At 70.8% G+C, this 17,333-nt stretch carries 13 protein-coding genes; 8 read left to right on the top strand and 5 right to left on the bottom strand.

All coding sequences use genetic code 11. The annotated features are described in order from the left end of the window. Positions 1-93: 93 nt before the first annotated feature. Positions 94-372 (top strand): DUF397 domain-containing protein, encoded by a 279-nt coding sequence (locus ABZ342_RS04290; protein WP_155545093.1) that lies wholly within the window; start codon positions 94-96, stop codon positions 370-372. Here ABZ342_RS04290 and ABZ342_RS04295 read toward each other — a convergent pair. The 4 genes from ABZ342_RS04295 to ABZ342_RS04310 all read right to left on the bottom strand — a co-directional run bounded on the left by ABZ342_RS04295 (position 369) and on the right by ABZ342_RS04310 (position 4,487). Continuing rightward, positions 369-1,232, bottom strand: a complete 864-nt coding sequence (locus ABZ342_RS04295; protein WP_360468615.1) for a nuclear transport factor 2 family protein — start codon at positions 1,230-1,232, stop codon at positions 369-371. The two genes, ABZ342_RS04290 and ABZ342_RS04295, sit on opposite strands and share 4 nt — an antisense overlap. Positions 1,233-1,302: 70 nt before the next feature. Further along, complete coding sequence (locus ABZ342_RS04300; protein ID WP_360468617.1) at positions 1,303-2,631, bottom strand: ankyrin repeat domain-containing protein; 1,329 nt, start codon at positions 2,629-2,631, stop codon at positions 1,303-1,305. Positions 2,632-2,778: 147 nt separating this feature from the next. Beyond that, positions 2,779-3,591, bottom strand: a complete 813-nt coding sequence (locus ABZ342_RS04305) for a TIGR03620 family F420-dependent LLM class oxidoreductase (RefSeq protein WP_360468619.1) — start codon at positions 3,589-3,591, stop codon at positions 2,779-2,781. Then, on the bottom strand, positions 3,588-4,487 hold the full coding sequence (locus tag ABZ342_RS04310; protein WP_360468621.1) for a TIGR03620 family F420-dependent LLM class oxidoreductase: 900 nt from the start codon (positions 4,485-4,487) through the stop codon (positions 3,588-3,590). Before ABZ342_RS04310 ends, ABZ342_RS04305 begins: the two co-directional genes overlap by 4 nt. Before the next feature lie 87 nt (positions 4,488-4,574). Here ABZ342_RS04310 and ABZ342_RS04315 point away from each other — a divergent pair, with 87 nt between their 5' ends. The 6 genes from ABZ342_RS04315 to ABZ342_RS04340 all read left to right on the top strand — a co-directional run bounded on the left by ABZ342_RS04315 (position 4,575) and on the right by ABZ342_RS04340 (position 14,395). Then, the gene (locus ABZ342_RS04315; RefSeq protein ID WP_360468623.1) at positions 4,575-5,138 is read left to right on the top strand and encodes a helix-turn-helix domain-containing protein; all 564 of its coding nucleotides are present in this window, start codon (positions 4,575-4,577) and stop codon (positions 5,136-5,138) included. A gap of 124 nt (positions 5,139-5,262) precedes the next feature. Further along, positions 5,263-6,861, top strand: a complete 1,599-nt coding sequence (gene serA / locus ABZ342_RS04320) for a phosphoglycerate dehydrogenase (RefSeq protein WP_360468625.1) — start codon at positions 5,263-5,265, stop codon at positions 6,859-6,861. Between the two features lie 236 nt (positions 6,862-7,097). Then, positions 7,098-10,457: a S8 family serine peptidase gene (locus ABZ342_RS04325; protein WP_360468627.1), complete on the top strand. Its 3,360-nt coding sequence runs from the start codon at positions 7,098-7,100 to the stop codon at positions 10,455-10,457. Positions 10,458-10,685: 228 nt separating this feature from the next. After that, entirely contained in the window at positions 10,686-11,723 is a 1,038-nt protein-coding gene (locus ABZ342_RS04330; RefSeq protein ID WP_155545099.1) for a 3-isopropylmalate dehydrogenase, read from the top strand. A gap of 265 nt (positions 11,724-11,988) precedes the next feature. Beyond that, positions 11,989-13,620: a citramalate synthase gene (cimA, locus tag ABZ342_RS04335; protein WP_360468629.1), complete on the top strand. Its 1,632-nt coding sequence runs from the start codon at positions 11,989-11,991 to the stop codon at positions 13,618-13,620. 4 nt (positions 13,621-13,624) lie between these two features. Beyond that, a complete protein-coding gene (locus ABZ342_RS04340; RefSeq protein ID WP_360468631.1) occupies positions 13,625-14,395 on the top strand; it encodes a fumarylacetoacetate hydrolase family protein in 771 nt (256 codons plus the stop codon). A 14-nt stretch (positions 14,396-14,409) separates the two neighbouring features. Here the strand turns inward: ABZ342_RS04340 and ABZ342_RS04345 are convergent, their stop codons facing one another. After that, a complete protein-coding gene (locus tag ABZ342_RS04345) occupies positions 14,410-15,648 on the bottom strand; it encodes an FAD-dependent oxidoreductase (RefSeq protein WP_360468633.1) in 1,239 nt (412 codons plus the stop codon). Between the two features lie 104 nt (positions 15,649-15,752). On the opposite strand from ABZ342_RS04345, the gene gltX reads away from it, so the two are divergent. Further along, positions 15,753-17,231: a glutamate--tRNA ligase gene (gene gltX, locus ABZ342_RS04350; protein WP_360468635.1), complete on the top strand. Its 1,479-nt coding sequence runs from the start codon at positions 15,753-15,755 to the stop codon at positions 17,229-17,231. Positions 17,232-17,333: the final 102 nt, after the last annotated feature.

Raw genomic sequence — 17,333 nt, forward strand, 5'->3', positions numbered from 1 at the left:
CAACACCGTCTTGTTTCGCAAGACGCTGAAGGGGACGCCCGCTCGGGGCGTCCCCTTCAGTGCGTTCGGTGGTCGTTTCGCTACGCTTGCGACATGAGTGAGCAGCCGGTCGACGACAAGGCGCACATCCGGCACCACCTCGACTTCACGAAGGCCGAGTGGATCCGGGCCGAGCCGGAGGGCGTCACCCTCGACGACTGCGTCGAGTACGCCTTCATCGAGCACACCGACGGCGTCACCTACACCGCGATGCGGCAGTCGTCGAAGCCCGACGGCGTGATCCTCGTCTTCACGCCGGGGGAGTGGGACGCGTTCGTCAAGGGCGTCCGCGACGGCGAGTTCGACCTGCCCGAGGATCTCGCCGAGGCCTAGAGCTTCGCCGCCAGCGCGGGGATCGTGCCGAGGTCGCCGGCGATGCCGAGGTGGTCGCCGTAGTCGCGGGACTCGACGACCAGGCCGTCGCGCACGCGCATCGAGAAGATGTTGGCGATCCGCACCGGCTTCCCGGCGTACTCGCCCTGGTAGGCGAACTCGCCGATCAGCACCTCCGGATCGGTGCCCCGGTAGGTGACGAGGTCGGCGACCGCGAAGCCCGGGTTCATCGCCTTGCCCGCCTGGAAGTGCTCGCGGATCTCGTCGCGCGTCCGGATCACCGCGGAGCCCGGCAGGAACGGGTGCGTGACGTGGGTTTCTTCCGCGTACAGCTCGGGCAGCTCGTCCCAGCGCCCGCCCGCGACTCCGAAGACGAGCCGTTCGAGCACTGTGTCCGCGCTTTCCGGCGTGACGGCGGACAGCTCGCGCGGCGGCGCCTGCTCGTAAGCCCCGGCCAGCCGGCCGACGCCGTCGCGGATCGCGGCGAGCCGCAGGTAGTCGTGGTAGTCGCGGGAATGGACGATCAGGCCGTCCCGGATGCGCAGCACCTGGATGTTGGCCGTCGTGGTCGTCCGGCCGGTTTCGACGGACTCGGCGTCGTAGTCGTATTCGGCGACGATCACCTCGGGGTCCGTGGTCTCGTGGACGACCACGTTCTTGCGCTTGAGCCGGACCGCCCCGGCGAGGACGCCGGTGAACCGCTCGTGGACGGCGGCGCGGCCGTCCAGGCGCGTCGGGCGTGGCACGGCCTGCGGATGCTCGACGACGGTGTCTTCGGCGTAGAGCGCGGACAGCTCGCCGAACCGTCCTTCGCTGATGCCGTCGGACAGGGCGGCGAAGACGTCGCGGGGTTTGGTCATGGATTCTCCCAGTGGGCAAAACGGAGTCTGTAGTCCGTCTTTGACGATACGGACTACAGACTCCGGTTGTCTACAGGGAACGCAGGAGGTCGCGGGCGGCCGGCTGCTCGCACACCTCGGCCCACTTCTCCGGGGTGCTGTCGAAGAGCGCGTCCCGGGCCTCGAGGTCGGCGCCGTTCTCGACGAGGACGCGGACCGCCTCCAGGTGCCCGGACTGCGCGGCGAGGTGCAGGGCCGTGACGCCTTCGCCGTGGTTCGGGCCACCGAAGGTGCCGATTTGGTTCACGTCGGCGCCGAGGTCGAGGAGCGTGCGGATCGCGGCGACGCGCCCGGTCGCCGCCGCCCAGGTCAGGGCCGTGCCGCGGTAGACGTCGGCGTCCACGGCGGCGCCCCGCTCGACGAGCGTGCGCAGCGCCCGCGTGCGGTCGTTGCGCGCCGCCCACGACAGGGCTTCGTTCTTGGCCTCGACGGGGTCGTCGGCCGGGTGCCAGGCCGGGAAACCGCTGTGCGGGCGGTAAAAGCCCCGGTGTGCGCCGGCCGCGGGGTGACCCGGGCGCAGGAGCTCGTCGAGCAGGTCCGCGTCGCCGAGCCCGGCCGCGACACGCAGGTTGCCGGGTGCCCGGCTGTGGGGCGCGAGCTTCTCCGCGCCCTCGCGGTGACCCCAGAACAGCGCGACGACCAGGGGCGTGCCGCCGTCGCCGCGGGCGGAGACGTCGACCGGCGCCCCCGCGTCGAGCAACAGGTCGAGCAGGAGCGGGAGGTTGCTGTACGCGGCCTGGTGCAGCGGCGTCCAGCCGTGGACGTTGCCGCGGGCCGGATCGGCGCCGTGGTCGAGGAGGATCTTGCTGAGCCGCTCGTCGCAGGTGGCGCCGGCCATGCCGAGCAGGTCGTTGCCGTTGGTGCCGCGGGCGGTGACGAGCCCGGGGAACTCGCCGAGGAGCGTTTGCAGGGCTTCGGGGTCCCGTGCTTCGACCGCGCGGTACGCCCGCGCGAACGGCTCTCCACTGTCCACAAGGGACTTGACGTGGTCGCGGAGTTTGCGCCAGGAAACGAAACCGTGCTCGCGGGCGACGACCACGAGTGCGCCGTCCCGGTTCAGTGGCTGTCCCCAGCGCTCGAACGGCTCTCGCGCACCGGGGGTGTCGTCCTCGGCGGACGCGAGCAGGCCGAGCGCGCGTTCGGCGTAGTAGTGGACGTCCTGGTGGTACGGGTGCTGCAGCGTTTCGCCGTGTTCCGTGACGCGCCGGACGTACGCCTGGAGCTTCGGCCAGCTCGGGAAACCGTGGTCGCGGGCGATCCGGAACTGCGCTTCGGAGAGCTTGACGCCTTCGGCGCGGGCGAGGTCCTTCGCGCGTTTGCGGAGCTGGTCCAGGCTGGGTTTGGCGGGCAGCGTGCCCATGGTGCCTCCTTTCCTCGAGCGCCCGTGGTCCGCCGGCACCGGGCAGGAAAGAAGGTGCGGAGCTGGTGGTGCGGTGCTGCGGGGGTGGGCTCGGCCCTTTCCGCGGACGGGACGCGGCCCTCACCGCGTCCCGCCAGCGTACCTCGATCACGGCAGGAGATCGGCCAGCCTGCGGTAGGAATCCGGGGTGCGGGCCAGTACCTGGACGCAGACGTGGTCGGCGCCCGCGTCGAGGTGGGCCCGGATCCGGTCGGCCACCGCCTGTTCGCCGGTCGCGACGACGGCGTCGACCAGGCGGTCGCTGCCGCCGTCGGCCAGGTCCTCCTCCGTGAAGCCGAGCCGGCGCAGGTTCGCCTGGTGGTGCGGCGCCTGCCGGACGTAGAGATCCACGTGCTCCCGGGCCACCGAAGGGAAATCGTCCAGGACCACGGCCTGTTCGACCGCCAGGTACTTGTCCGGCCCGAGCCGTTCCCGGGCCGACGCCGTGTGCTCCGGCGGGACGAAGTACGGGTGGGCACCGTCAGTGCGCTCGGCCGCCAGGTCCAGCAGCTTCGGGCCCAGTGCCGCGAGGACCCGGCGGGGTCGCGGGGACGGCTGCGGCAACCCCGGCAGCTCGGCCGCGTCCATCCCGTCGAGGTACTCGCGCAAGGCCGTCAGCGGTCGCGCGCCCGGCCGGTGCCCGCCGAGGCCCGCGATGAACCGGCCCGGGTAGGCCTCGCCCAACGCGCGGATGGCGCCTTCCGCCGCCAGCGGGGACCGCTGGTCGAACCGCGCGACCCCGGTGGCGACGGTCAGCTTCGACGTCGCCGCGAGCAGCAACCCCGCCTGCGTGAACGCCTCCCGGCCGGCGTACTCGCCGAACCAGATCGCGTCGAAGCCGAGTTCCTCCACTTCGGCGGCTGTTTCGCGCAGCTCGGTGATCGGGGCGCCGTCGAAGAAACGCCAGATTCCCACGCTCATCGGAGCACCTCCGGGGCCAGGTCGAGCAGGACGTCCACAGTGGACTCGAAGGTGGCCGCCGACGGGGTCAGCAGCACGTGGTCCGCGCCCGCGTCGAGCAGCTCGTCCAGGCGCTTCGCGATGGTGCCGGCGTCACCCCACAGGACGAGGTCGTCGACGAAGCGGTCGCTCGGCCCGGCGATGTCGGAATCGGTGTAGTCGAGCCGTTTCCAGCCCGCGAGGTAGACCGTGACGGAGTACTCGCGCGACTGAGCCACGCGGCGCCGCACGCTCTCGCGGGCGTCCTCGCGGCTGCCGAGCAGCACGGTCTGCTGCGGGATCAGCAGCTTGTCCGGCCCGAGGATCTCCCGCGCGTACGGCGTGTGCGAGACGGGCTGGGCGAACGGGTGCGCGCCGTCGGCGTGGTCGCGCGACAGCTCCAGCATCCGTGGCCCGACGGCGGCCAGCACGCGCGGAAACGCCACCGGCGAGGGGCTTTCGGCCGCGGCGGCGTCCATTTCGGACAGATAGTCCCGCATCCGGTCGATCGGCCGGTAGTCCTCGCCGAGCTTCGCCGCCTGGAACGCGTGCCCGACGCCGATGCCGAGCACGAACCGGCCCGGGTGGGCCTGGGCGAGCGTCGCCCCGCCCTTGTGCGCGGTCGTCCCGCGCCGCAGCCAGGTGTTCGCGATGCCGGTGCCGAGCACGACCTCCGGCACCGAAGCGAGCAGGTCGCCGAAGTGGGCGAACACCTCGCGGGAGCCGGGTCCTTCGCCGCTCCAGACCGAGCGGTAGCCGGCGCCGGCGAGACGGCGGGTGGCCCCGCGCTCGACGTCCGGGGGCGGTTGCAGGGGCGCGCTCGGCAACCAGGCGCCGATCGCGCCGAGCCGGGCCCGCGTGTCTTCGACCAGGGTCATCCTCGTTCCCTCCAGTAATGTGAGGCTGCCTCCGGTTAATATACGGAGGCAGCCTCCGATTGGCTACCCGGTAGGGTCGGAAGGGCGATGACCGAAGTGAAGCCGATGCGCGCGGACGCCCGCCGCAACTACGAGCGCCTCCTGGAAGAGGCGCAGCGCGCCTTCGCCGAACACGGCGTCGAGGCGTCGCTGGAAGACATCGCGCGCCGCGCCGGGGTCGGCATCGGCACGCTCTACCGGCACTTCCCGACGCGGGAGGCCCTGCTCGAGACGCTGCTGCGGGCCCGGTTCGACGCCCAGGCCGAGCGCGCGCGTGAACTGCTCACCGATCCCGGGGCCCTGGCCGCGCTGCAGACCTGGCTGGCCGGGCTCGGCGACGCCACCGGCACGTTCCGCGGCCTGGTGGAACTGACCGCCGACGCGCTCAGCGACGAATCATCCCGTTTGTACGCGTCGTGCCACGCCATGCGCGAGGCCGGTTCCCATCTGGTGGAACGCGCGAAACGCGAAGGCGAGCTTCGCGCCGACGTCACGACGAACGAGCTTCTTCTCTTGCTGCACGCGGCATCCTGGGCGGGTGGGCACCTGCCGGGCCCGGGAGGCATGCAGCGCCTCCTGGCTCTTGTTTTCGAGGGATTACGAGCGAGTTAACACCGTGAGAAGCCAGCAGGTGGCCCAGCGGGTTAAACTCCGCCTCGACCGGGGCACAACGGCGTGCTGAGACCCTTATGTCGACCCAAAGCGTCCTGGAAGACCAGATAGTGGGAGCCGCATCGTGAGCAAGCCCAACAAGCCCGTCGTTCTCATCGCGGAGAAGCTCGCCCCCTCCGTGCTGAGTGTCTTCGGTGACGAGGTGGAGGTCCGGCACGTCGACGGCACGGACCGGTCCGCGCTGCTCGAGGCGGTGAAGAGCGCCGACGCGCTGCTCGTGCGCTCCGCGACGAAGGTCGACGCCGAGGTCTTCGGCGCCACGACGCAGCTCAAGGTCGTCGCCCGCGCCGGCGTCGGCCTCGACAACGTCGAGGTCCCCGCCGCCACCGAGCGCGGCGTCCTGGTCGTCAACGCGCCGACGTCGAACATCGTGTCCGCCGCCGAACACGCCGTGGCGCTGCTGCTGGCCGTCGCGCGCCGGGTCCCGGCCGCCAGCCAGAGCCTGCGCGCCGGCGAGTGGAAGCGCAGCTCGTTCTCCGGCGTGGAGCTGCAGGGCAAGACCATCGGCGTGGTCGGCCTCGGCAAGATCGGCCAGCTGTTCGCCCAGCGCCTCGCCGCGTTCGACACGCACATCATCGCCTACGACCCCTACGTCTCGGCCGCGCGCGCGGGCCAGCTCGGCATCGAGCTCGTCACCCTCGACGAGCTGCTGTCGCGCGCCGACGCCATCTCCATCCACCTGCCGAAGACCCCGGAGACCAAGGGCCTCATCGACGCCGAGGCGCTGAAGAAGACCAAGCCGGGCGTCATCATCGTGAACGCCGCCCGCGGCGGGCTGATCGTCGAGCAGGACCTGGCCGACGCGCTGCGCTCGGGCCACGTCGGCGGCGCCGGCATCGACGTCTTCGTCACCGAGCCGACCACGTCCAGCCCGCTGTTCGAGCTGGACAACGTCGTCGTGACGCCGCACCTGGGCGCGTCGACGGCCGAGGCGCAGGACCGCGCGGGCACCGACGTCGCGAAGTCCACGCTGCTGGCGCTGCGCGGCGACTTCGTGCCGGACGCGGTGAACGTCTCCGGCGGCGGCGCGGTGGGCGAGCACGTCCGCCCGTACCTGTCGCTGACGCAGAAGCTCGGCCAGCTGCTCACCGCCCTGAACCCGACGGCGCCGGCATCGGTGACCGTGCAGGTCAAGGGCGAGATCTCCAGTGAAGACACCGCCGTGCTGCAGCTGGCGGCGCTGCGCGGGGTGTTCACCGGCGTGGTCGAGGACCAGGTCACGTTCGTCAACGCGCCGCAGCTGGCGGAGAAGCTGGGCGTGCAGGTCGAGCTGGAGACCGAGACGGAGAGCCCGAAGTTCCGCAGCCTGGTCACGGTGCGCGCGGTGCACGCCGACGGCGCGGTGCTGACCGTGTCCGGCTCGGTCACCGGCAAGGACGAGGTCGAGAAGCTGGTCGAGGTCAACGGCCGCGGGTTCGACCTGCGGGCCGAGGGCACCGTCCTGCTGGTCGAGTACGGCGACCGCCCGGGTGTCATGGGCCGCGTCGGGACGCTGCTCGGCGAGGCCGGCATCAACATCGAGGCCGCGCAGATCAGCCAGACGACCGACGGCTCCGACGCGGTGATGCTGCTGCGCGTCGACCGCCACATCGACGCCCACCTGCTGGAGCCGATCGGCGCTTCGGTCGGGGCGCACACGATCCGCGCCGTCGACTTCAACTGACGCGAAGCACCACAAAGGCCCCCTCGCCGTTCGCGGTGAGGGGGCCTTCGCGCGCAATCACATCTGGATAACGGAGTCCTTTGCCTACGTAAGTAGGTGTTTTGGGGCATTAGGTTCTCTCCGCGAGGTCGAACCACGCGCCGTCGAGGGCACGGCGCGGTCGCCGTGCTTCACCGTCGGGGGTGCTAGGAGCGGCTGGCAGGTTCGGGTCCAGACCTCGAGTAAGGGGCCGACTCATGAGCAGATCCCGCTTACCCGCTCGCGTAACGACGGCGTTGTTCGCCGTCGTGCTGGCGGCCGCGCTCGGGGCGCCGGTCGCGAGCGCCGCTGACGCACCTCTCGCCGACGGAGTGGCGCCCGCGAAGATCGACGCGAACCTGCAGGGCAAGGTCGCGCCGCGGCTGGGTGCCGCGCAGGGCCGCGTCACCGCGTTCGTCGAGCTGGCCAAGAAGCCCGCCGTCGACGCGTTCACCGCCGCGCAGCCGCAGGGCAAGGACCAGGCCAAGCGCGCCGCCAAGGCCGCCAAGGCCGACACCGCCGCCGCCGTGGACTCGGTCCTCGGGCAGCTGCGGTCCGCCGACGCCAAGCCGCAGGTCGTCACCCGGACCGCCAACGCCGTCCCCGGCGTGGTCGTCACGGCCGACGCCGCGAAGCTGCGCGAGGTCGCCAAGCGCGCGGACGTCGTTTCGGTGCGCACGGTCGTGCCGAAGACCCGCACCAACGCCAGCGCCGAGCAGCTGACCAACACGCTCGCCGCGTGGCAGCAGACCGGCAAGTTCGGCGACGGCGTCCGCGTCGGCGTCATCGACGACGGCATCGACTACACCCACGCCGACTTCGGCGGCCCCGGCACGCCGGCCGCGTACAAGAGCGTCGACAGCACCAAGCCGACCCCGCTCTTCCCGAGCGCCAAGGTCGTCGGCGGCACCGACCTCGTCGGCAACGACTACGACGCCGCGACGCCCGGCAAGACCACCCCGGCGCCGGACCCGAACCCGCTGGCCTGCGGTGAGCACGGCACGCACGTCGCCGGCACCATCGGCGGCTTCGGCGTCACCGCCGACGGCAAGACCTTCAAGGGCGACTACAAGAAGCTGGACGCCAAGAAGGTCGACGCGATGCAGATCGGCCCGGGCACGGCGCCGAAGTCGCTCCTCTACGCCATCAAGGTCTTCGGCTGCGCGGGCTCGACGAACGTCACCTCGCAGGCGCTGGACTGGGCGCTCGACCCGGACGGCGACGGCGACTTCACCGACCACCTCGACATCGTCAACCTGTCGCTGGGCTCCGACTTCGGCGCGCCGGACGACCCGGACTCGCTGTTCGTGCGCAAGCTCGCCGCGAACAACGTGCTCCCGGTGATCTCCGCGGGCAACGGCGGCGACATCAACGACATCGCCGGCTCGCCGGGCAACACGCTCGAGGCGCTCACCGTCGCCAGCACCCGCGACGCGGGCGTCCTGCGCGACGCCGCCGAGGCCACCGCGCCGACCGCGGCCAAGGGCCAGAAGACCGGGCAGTACAGCCAGAACTACACCGGCTACGACACGCTGAACCTGACCGCGCCGGTCGTGGCGCTGTCCGCGGCGAACAACGCGGGCTGCGCGCCGTACTCCGCGGCGGACAAGGCGAAGGCTGCCGGCAAGTTCGTCTGGCTGGAGTGGGACGACAACGACTCGACCCGCGCCTGCGGTTCGGCGGCCCGGGCGAACAACGCCCAGGCGGCCGGGGCGAAGGGTGCGCTGCTGTCGTCCACTTTGGAGCACTTCAGCGCCGGCATCGCGGGCAACGCGGCGATCCCGGTGTTCCAGTTCACCGGTTCCGCGACGAAGACGCTGCGCGCGGCGCTGACCGCGGGCACGCTGCAGGTCCGGCTCTACGGCGCCGGGCGCGCCTCGATCCAGACCTACGACAAGACCATCGTGGACACCCCGAGCTCGTTCACCTCGCGCGGCACCCGCGGCCCGGCGCTCAAGCCGGACGTCGCCGCGCCGGGTGACACGATCACCTCGGCGTTCCGCGGCAGCGGCAACGGCCGGACCGTGCTCTCGGGCACGTCGATGGCCGCCCCGCACACCGCGGGCATCACCGCGCTGGTCCGCCAGTCCCACCCGGACTGGTCGGTCGAGGAGGTCAAGGCGTCGGTCGTCGACACCGCCGGCCACGACGTCGGCGACGGCGCGGGCCACACCTACGCGCCGCAGCGCGTCGGCAGCGGCCGGATCGACGCCAAGGCGGCGCTGGACAACCAGGTGCTCGCCTACGTCCAGGACGACCCGGGCGCGGTGAGCGTCAGCTTCGGCACGGTCGAGGCCTCCGGGCCGGTGACGCTGTCGAAGACGATCAAGCTGGTGAACAAGGGTGTCACGCCCGCCGAGTACACCGTGGGCTACCAGGCGGTCAACGCGCTGCCGGGTGTCGAGTACACAGTGGACAAGCAGTCGGTGAAGCTGACCCCGCGCGGCACCGCCAAGGTCAAGGTGACGCTCAAGATCACCGACCCGAAGGCGCTGCGCAAGGTCATGGACCCGACCATGCAGGCCACCCAGGCCGGCCTGGCGCGGCAGTTCGTCGCCGACGCTTCGGGCCGCGTCGCCTTCACGCCCACCAGCGGGGCCAAGGTTCCGCTGCGGGTTTCGGTCTACGCCGCGCCCAAGCCGGTGTCGACGATTTCGACGCCGCAGTCGGTGAAGTTCGGCGCCGACGCGACCCAGGGTGTGCTGAACCTGAGCGGCAAGGGTGTCGACCAGGGCTCCGGCGCGCAGCGCTACCGCTCGCTGATCAGCGTGCTCGAGCTGCAGGCGGAGTCCCCGCAGCTGCCCGAGTGCGACGCGGACGTGGTCACCGACTGCACGGTGAACAAGACCGCGAAGGGCGGCGACCTCCGCTACATCGGCGCGGCGTCCACCGCGCCGCTGGCGAAGGAGCAGGGTGAGCCGGAGAACGCGATCCTCGCGTTCGGCCTGTCCACCTGGGGCGACTGGGCGAACATCGGCAGCAACACCTCGCCGTTCGTCGACATCGACACCACCGGGGACGGGACGCCGGACTTCGAGACCTACGTGACCAAGGCGACGGCCACGGACGTCCTGCTGGCCGTCACGGTCGCGCTGACCCCGGGCTTCCCGCAGGTCGACGTGCAGGCCGTCAACGGCCAGCTCGGCGACGTCGACACGAACGTGTTCGACACGAACGTGATCACGCTGCCGGTTTCCCTGGCGGCGCTGGGCATCGACGCGGGTGCCGACAGCCACCGCATCTCCTACACGGTGGGGGTGAGCGGTTTCTACGTCGCGCCGGGCACGACGAACGGGCTGATCGACTACGTCGGCACGCCGCTGTCGTTCGACGCGCTCGCGCCGGGCTACTCGGTGCAGGGCGGCGGCGACGCCGCACTGGGCTACGTCGCGAAGCCGGGAACGGCGCTGGTCGTGAACCGGAACGCCGCCTCGGCCGCGGCCGACGGGGCACTCGGGCTGCTCGCCATCGAGCACCACAACGCCGCGGGCAACCGGGCGAACGTGGTCAAGGTGGACGCCGCCCAAGGTGCCCGGCCGGGCAACGACCGTCAGCCGATCGGGGCTGGTCACCGCTAGTCGGCGGCAAGATCGATCTGTGCAGGAACCGGGGCGTCTCCGGCGGGTTTCCGCCTGGGGCGCCCCGCTCTTGTTAACCCGATCGGGTGTCTCACCCTGCGGGAGGATGCGGCATAAGGGTGGTGCGGCTACGGCCGTTTGTCTACGGCCGGTAACCTTCCGGCTGCTGGCGTTTTGTTGCGGTGGGCCATCGGTGCATCCGGTGGCCTCGTCGACGGAGGTGTGTGGATGCGGCTCGCGGTGATCCCAGGAGACGGGATCGGGCCCGAGGTGGTCTCCGAGGCGTTGAAGGTGCTCGGCGAGGTAGTACCTACGGCGGAGATCACGAACTACGACCTCGGCGCCGCGCGGTGGCACGCGACGGGTGAGCTGCTCCCGGAGTCGGTGCTGGGCGAACTGCGCCAGCACGACGCGATCCTGCTGGGCGCGGTCGGCGACCCGTCGGTACCGAGCGGCATCCTCGAGCGCGGCCTGCTGCTGCGCCTGCGGTTCGAAATGGACCACCACGTCAACCTGCGCCCGGCGCGGCTGTACCCGGGTGTCCGGGGACCGCTGGCCGACGCGGGCGACGTCGACATGGTCGTCGTGCGGGAAGGGACCGAGGGCCCGTACGCGGGTACCGGCGGCCTGATCCGCAAGGACACCGAGCACGAGATCGCGACGGAGGTCAGCGTCAACACGGCGTTCGGCGTCCGCCGTGTCGTCGCCGACGCGTTCAACCGCGCCGAGCTCCGCCCGCGCAAGCACCTGACGCTGGTGCACAAGACCAACGTGCTGTCGTTCGCCGGCTCGCTGTGGTCGCGGATCGTCGAAGAGGTCTCGCTGGAGCACCCGGACGTGACGGTCGCTTATTCGCATGTGGACGCGGCGACCATCCACCTGGTGACCGACCCGTCCCGGTTCGACGTGATCGTGACGGACAACCTGTTCGGCGACATCATCACCGACCTCGCGGCGGCGGTGACGGGCGGAATCGGCCTGGCGGCGAGCGGCAACCTGGACATGACCCGCCGCAACCCGAGCATGTTCGAGCCGGTCCACGGCTCGGCGCCGGACATCGCGGGCCAGGGCCTGGCCGACCCGACGGCGGCGGTCCTTTCGGTAGCGCTGCTGCTGGACCACCTGGGCCAGAAGGAAGCGGCCCGGCGGATCGAGGCGTCGGTGGCGTTCGACTTGGCGACGCGGGACCAGGCTTCGCCGGGTGCGACGACGGCTGTCGGGGACCGGTTGGCGGCGCTGGTTTCTTCCAACGTGCGCACGGGCTGAGGTTTTCGGCTTCGGGAGAGCCCCGCACCCTGGTGGTGCGGGGCTTTTTCGTGCGTCCGGCGTTCCCGGATGGTGGGAGCTTGACCCAAGTTGTGGACTTCCCCGGAAACCCTGTGGCATGATGCGACCGTGACCAGCTTCGCGATCATTATCATCGAGCGCGCCGGACGGTAGCTCCACAAGAGCACCCGGCGCGCAACCTCTCGCACCCATGCGGGAGGTTTTTTTGTTGCCTCGAAACGCCCGAACTCGCTAGGAGAAGACCGTGACCCGCCAGGAGCCCGCCGATACCCCCCTCGGCGATGCCTTCCACCTCTACGACACGACCCTGCGCGACGGTGCGCAGCGTGAGGGCATCTCCTACTCCGTCCAGGACAAGCTGGCCGTCGCGCGGCTGCTGGACGAGCTGGGCGTCGGGTTCATCGAAGGCGGCTGGCCGGGGGCGCTCCCCAAGGACACGGAGTTCTTCTCCCGCGCCGCGAAAGGCGAGCTGAAGCTGAACCACGCGGCCCTGGTCGCGTTCGGGGCCACTCGCAAGGCCGGCACCACCGCCGAGGCCGATCCGCAGGTCCGGGCCCTCCTCGAGAGTGAAGCCCCGGTCGTCACGCTCGTCGCCAAGTCCGATCTGCGCCACATCGAACGCGCCCTGCGCGTGGACGTCGACGAAGCCTGCGCGATGGTCAAGGACACCGTCGCCTTCCTCGTCAAGGAAGGCCGGCGCGTCTTCCTCGACGCCGAGCACTTCTTCGACGGCTACGCGTACTCTCCCGAAACCTCCCTCAAGGTCCTCGACGCCGCCGCGCACGCGGGCGCCGACGTCCTCGTCCTCTGCGACACCAACGGCGGTCAGCTGCCGCTCGGGCTCGCCGAGACCGTCGGGACCATCAAGGAAAAGACCGGGTTCCGTCTCGGAATCCACTGTCAGGACGACACTTCCTGCGCCGTGGCGAACTCCGTCGCCGCGGTGCAGGCCGGCGTGACGCACGTCCAGTGCACCGCCAACGGTTACGGGGAGCGGGCCGGCAACGCCGACCTCTTCGCCGTGACGGGAAACCTCGTGACCAAGCTCGGCATGGACGTCCTCCCGACCGGAGGAGCGGCCGAGCTGACCCGGGTCTCCCATGCTCTTGCCGAAATCGCGAACCTCGCCCCCTACTCCCACCAGGCTTACGTAGGGGCGTCGGCTTTTGCCCACAAGGCAGGGCTGCACGCGAGCGCGATCAAGGTGGATCCGTTGTTGTACAACCACATCGATCCGTCTTCCGTCGGCAACGACATGCGGGTGCTGGTCACCGAGATGGCCGGCCGGGCCAGCCTCGAGCTCAAGGGACGTGAGCTCGGGGTCGACCTCGCCGGCCGGCCCGAAGCGCTGACGAGCGCCATCACGAAGGTCAAGCGCCTCGAAGCGGAAGGCTGGTCGTTCGAAGCGGCCGACGCCTCCCTCGAGCTCCTGCTCCGCCAGGAGGCCGACGTCCCCGCCGAGGCGCCGTTCGAGCTCGAGTCCTACCGCGTGGTCCTCGACCACCGCCCGGACGGCGAGGTGATGGCCGAGGCGACGGTCAAGGTGCACGTCGGCGGCCAGCGCGTCATCGCCACCGCCGAGGGCATCGGCCCGGTGCACGCGCTCGACGCCGCGCTGCGGAAGGCGCTCTCCCCGCACCTGTCCTGGTTGGACAGTGTGGACCTGGCCGACTACAAGGTCCGCATCCTCCAGGGCCACCCGGGCACCGACGCGGTGACGCGCGTGCTGGTCGAGAGCACCGACGGCGAACGCGAGTGGACCACCGTCGGGGTGCACGGCAACATCGTCGAGGCCAGCTGGCTGGCCCTCTGCGACGCGCTCGTCCACAAGAGCACCACCGTGGCCCCGGTCACCACCCGGCCGGACGTAGACTGACCGAGTGCGCCTAGCCCGTATTGCTCATCCCGGTGGAGTCGCGTTCGCTTCGGTCGAAGGGGACGGTGACGACGCCCAGGTCCTGGAGATCGCCGAGCACCCGTTCGGCCAGCCCAACTTCACCGGCAAGCGGTGGCCGCTGGCCGACGTCCGGCTGCTCGCGCCGATCCTGCCGTCCAAGGTGATCGCCGTCGGCCGCAACTACGCCAAGCACGCGGCCGAGTTCGGCAACGAGGTGCCCAGCGCCCCGATGCTGTTCCTCAAGCCGTCGACCACGGTCGTCGGCCCGAACGCGGCCATCCGCCGTCCGTCGAACGTCGGCCGCGTCGACTTCGAGGGCGAGCTGGCCATCGTCATCGGCCAGCCGGTGAAGAACGTGCCCGCCGCCCGCGCCGCGAGTGCGATCCTCGGCTACACCGTGGCCAACGACGTCAGCGCGCGCGACCTGCAGAAGGCCGACGGCCAGTGGGGCCGCGCCAAGGGCTTCGACACGTTCTGCCCGCTCGGGCCGTGGATCGAGACGTCGCTCGACGCGTCCGACCTGTCGCTCAAGGCCGAGGTCGACGGCGAACTCAAGCAGGACGGCCGCACGTCCGACCTCGTCCACAAGATCCCCGAGCTGGTCGAGTTCGTCTCCGGCGTCATGACGCTGCTGCCCGGCGACGTGATCCTGACCGGCACGCCCGAGGGCGTCGGCCCGATCGAGGGCGGCCAGAGCGTCTCGATCACCATCGAAGGCATCGGCACCCTGACCAACCCGGTCGAGAACATCTAGTCCCCGCTTTCGAATCAGCGCTGTGCCGGCTCCATCGGCCGCCGGGCGAACGCCGGAGCGTGCTCCGGCCGCAGCCCGAGGCCGAGGAGCCGGGCCGGGAAGTACGACAGCCGCGGGAACCGCGCGAACGCCTTGATCATCGCCATCGGCGGGCCGTTGCGCTTGCCGGTCATCACCCCGCGCACCACGGTCCGGTGCATCAGGCGCTGCAGCCCCTGCACCATCAGCGTCGGCGCCAGCCGCCGCGAACGCACCTTCGCCAGGTCCGCCGGCGACGGGCGGCCGCGCCGCAGCGGCTCGGCCAGCAGCGTCGCCGCCGCGACCGCGTCCTGCACCGCCAGGTTGATGCCGACCCCGCCGATCGGCGACATCGCGTGCGCGGCGTCGCCGATGCAGAGCAGGCCGTCGGTGTGCCACCTGCGCAGCAGGTTGAGCCGCACGTCGAGGAACTTGACGTCGTCCATCGTCTTCAGCTCGTCCACGCGGTCGTGGAACTCGGGGCAGATCCGCGTCACGTTCTCCCGGAACGCCTCGATGCCGTGGTCGCGCAGGTCTTCGCCCTTCGGCGCGAGGTAGGCGACCTGGTAGAAGTCCGGCCGGGGGAGCGGCACCGCGAACCGGCGGTCCCGCATCTTCGGCAGCAGCATGTTTCCGGCCTCGCCGTCGCCGCGGGAAAGCCGGAACCACCAGACGTCGAACGGGCAGTCGTACTCGCGGGGCACCAGACCGGCCTCACGCCGGGCCAGCGACCAGCGTCCGTCGGCCGCGATCACCAGGTCGGCGCGGATCTCACCGGTCTCGCCTGTCGCTGTGCGGTAGGTGACGCCGGCGACGCGCCCGTGCTCCCGGACCAGGCCGGTGCACTCGGTCTCCATCCGCTGGACGAACGTCGGCTCCTTGCGCGCGCTCTCGGCGAGCAGGTCGAGGAAGTCCCACTGCGGCACCATCGCGATGTACGGGTGGGGGACCTTCAGCCGGGTGAAGTCGGCCAGCTTCATCAGCGTGCCGTCCTCCTCGGGGAAGCCCGCGGCGGTCAGCTCACTGTGCGGCAGCGCGTGGAACTTCTCGCCGAGGCCCAGCTCGTCGAGCAGCGTGAGCGTGGACGGGTGGACCGTGTCCCCGCGGAAGTCGCGCAGGAAGTCCGCGTGCTTCTCCAGCACCGTCACCTCGACGCCGGCCCGTGCCAGCAGGAGCCCGGTGACCATCCCGGCCGGCCCGCCACCGATGACGACGCAGCCCGTGCGCTCGGTCATCTCCACCATCTCCCCATCTATTCATCGCTTGTTGAATAAGTTGAGGATGCACCCGGCCGGTCCCCGGCGTCAAGCGATGTGGCGACGGATACGCTGATCGGGCTATGAGTGAGACATCGGTGGTACGCGCGCGCTTCTGTCCTTCGCCGACCGGCACCCCGCACGTCGGGCTGATCCGCACGGCGCTGTTCAACTGGGCCTTCGCCCGGCACAACCAGGGGCAGCTGGTCTTCCGGATCGAAGACACCGACGCCGCCCGCGACTCGCAGGAGTCCTACGAGCAGCTGCTCGACGCCCTGCGCTGGCTCGGCATCGACTGGGACGAGGGCCCGGAGGCCGGCGGCGAGTACGGGCCGTACCGCCAGAGCGAGCGGCGGGCGATCTACGCCGACGTCGCCGCGAAGCTCCTCGAAGCGGGGGAGCTGTACGAGGCGTTCTCCACCAACGAGGAGGTCGAGGCGCGCCGCAAGGCGGCCGGCCTGGACCCGAAGCTGGGCTACGACAACTTCGACCGCGACCTCACCGACGAGCAGCGCGCCGCGTACCGCGCCGAGGGACGCGCGCCGGTGCTGCGCCTGCGCATGCCCGCGAAGGACCTCGCGTGGACCGACCTGGTCCGCGGCGACATCAGCTTCCCGGGGGGCACGATCCCGGACCCGGTGCTGGTGCGCGCCAACGGCGAGCCGCTCTACACGCTGACCAACCCGGTCGACGACGCGCTGATGAAGATCACGCACGTCCTGCGCGGCGAGGACCTGCTGCCCTCGACGCCCCGCCAGATCGCGCTCTACGAGGCGCTGGAGCGCGTCGGCGTGGCGGAGTTCACGCCGGAGTTCGGCCATTTGCCGTACGTCATGGGCGAGGGCAACAAGAAACTGTCCAAACGCGACCCTTCGTCGAACCTCTTCAACTACCGCGACCGCGGCTTCATCCGCGAGGGCCTGCTCAACTACCTGGCCCTGCTCGGCTGGTCGATCGCCGACGACCGCGACGTCTTCAGCGTCGAGGAAATGATCGCCGCCTTCGACGTCACCAAGGTCAGCGCCAACCCGGCGCGTTTCGACGTCAAGAAGGCCGAAGCCATCAACGGCCAGCACGTGCGGGCGTTGCCGGCGGCCGAGTTCGTGAACCGCGTCACGCCCTATCTGGTCACCGCGGGTGTCCTTCCGGAATCGCCGAGCGAGGACCAGCTGGCCCGGGTGACCGCGATCGCGCCGTTGGTCCAGGAACGCGTCACGGTGCTTTCGGACGCGCCCGCGATGGTGCGTTTCCTCTTCGTTGCCGAAGACGACTTCGCGCCCGAAGAGGACGCGGCGGCGAAAAACCTCGGCGAAGCCGCGCAGCCGGTGCTCGCCGCGGCGGTCGCCGCGCTCGAAGCGCTGCCGTCGTGGGAGACCGAGGCCATCGAGCAGGCCCTCAAGGACGCCCTTGTGGACGGTCTGGGTCTCAAGCCCCGCAAGGCTTTCGCGCCGGTTCGCGTCGCCGTGACCGGCCGGACCGTTTCCCCGCCGCTGTACGAGTCGATGGAGCTGCTCGGCCGCGACGTCTCTTTGGGACGTCTTCGCCGGGCATTAGTCGGATAACCGAAAGAAGACGGCTCGCCAACTGGGAGTAGAGCGACTGCGCCGGAACAGGCGAGCGGCAATCACCTCTTTGGCAGCGTCGCGAACGCTGCCGTTGCCCTA

Source organism: Amycolatopsis sp. NPDC005961 (assembly GCF_040629235.1).
Lineage (GTDB): Bacteria > Actinomycetota > Actinomycetes > Mycobacteriales > Pseudonocardiaceae > Amycolatopsis > Amycolatopsis camponoti.

Coding starts and splice junctions, on each gene's coding strand:
- ABZ342_RS04290 (WP_155545093.1), top strand. CDS start 94: ATGAGTGAGCAGCCGGTCGACGACAAGGCGCACATCCGGCACCACCTC.
- ABZ342_RS04295 (WP_360468615.1), bottom strand. CDS start 1,232: ATGACCAAACCCCGCGACGTCTTCGCCGCCCTGTCCGACGGCATCAGC.
- ABZ342_RS04300 (WP_360468617.1), bottom strand. CDS start 2,631: ATGGGCACGCTGCCCGCCAAACCCAGCCTGGACCAGCTCCGCAAACGC.
- ABZ342_RS04305 (WP_360468619.1), bottom strand. CDS start 3,591: ATGAGCGTGGGAATCTGGCGTTTCTTCGACGGCGCCCCGATCACCGAG.
- ABZ342_RS04310 (WP_360468621.1), bottom strand. CDS start 4,487: ATGACCCTGGTCGAAGACACGCGGGCCCGGCTCGGCGCGATCGGCGCC.
- ABZ342_RS04315 (WP_360468623.1), top strand. CDS start 4,575: ATGACCGAAGTGAAGCCGATGCGCGCGGACGCCCGCCGCAACTACGAG.
- ABZ342_RS04325 (WP_360468627.1), top strand. CDS start 7,098: ATGAGCAGATCCCGCTTACCCGCTCGCGTAACGACGGCGTTGTTCGCC.
- ABZ342_RS04330 (WP_155545099.1), top strand. CDS start 10,686: ATGCGGCTCGCGGTGATCCCAGGAGACGGGATCGGGCCCGAGGTGGTC.
- ABZ342_RS04345 (WP_360468633.1), bottom strand. CDS start 15,648: ATGACCGAGCGCACGGGCTGCGTCGTCATCGGTGGCGGGCCGGCCGGG.
- gltX (WP_360468635.1), top strand. CDS start 15,753: ATGAGTGAGACATCGGTGGTACGCGCGCGCTTCTGTCCTTCGCCGACC.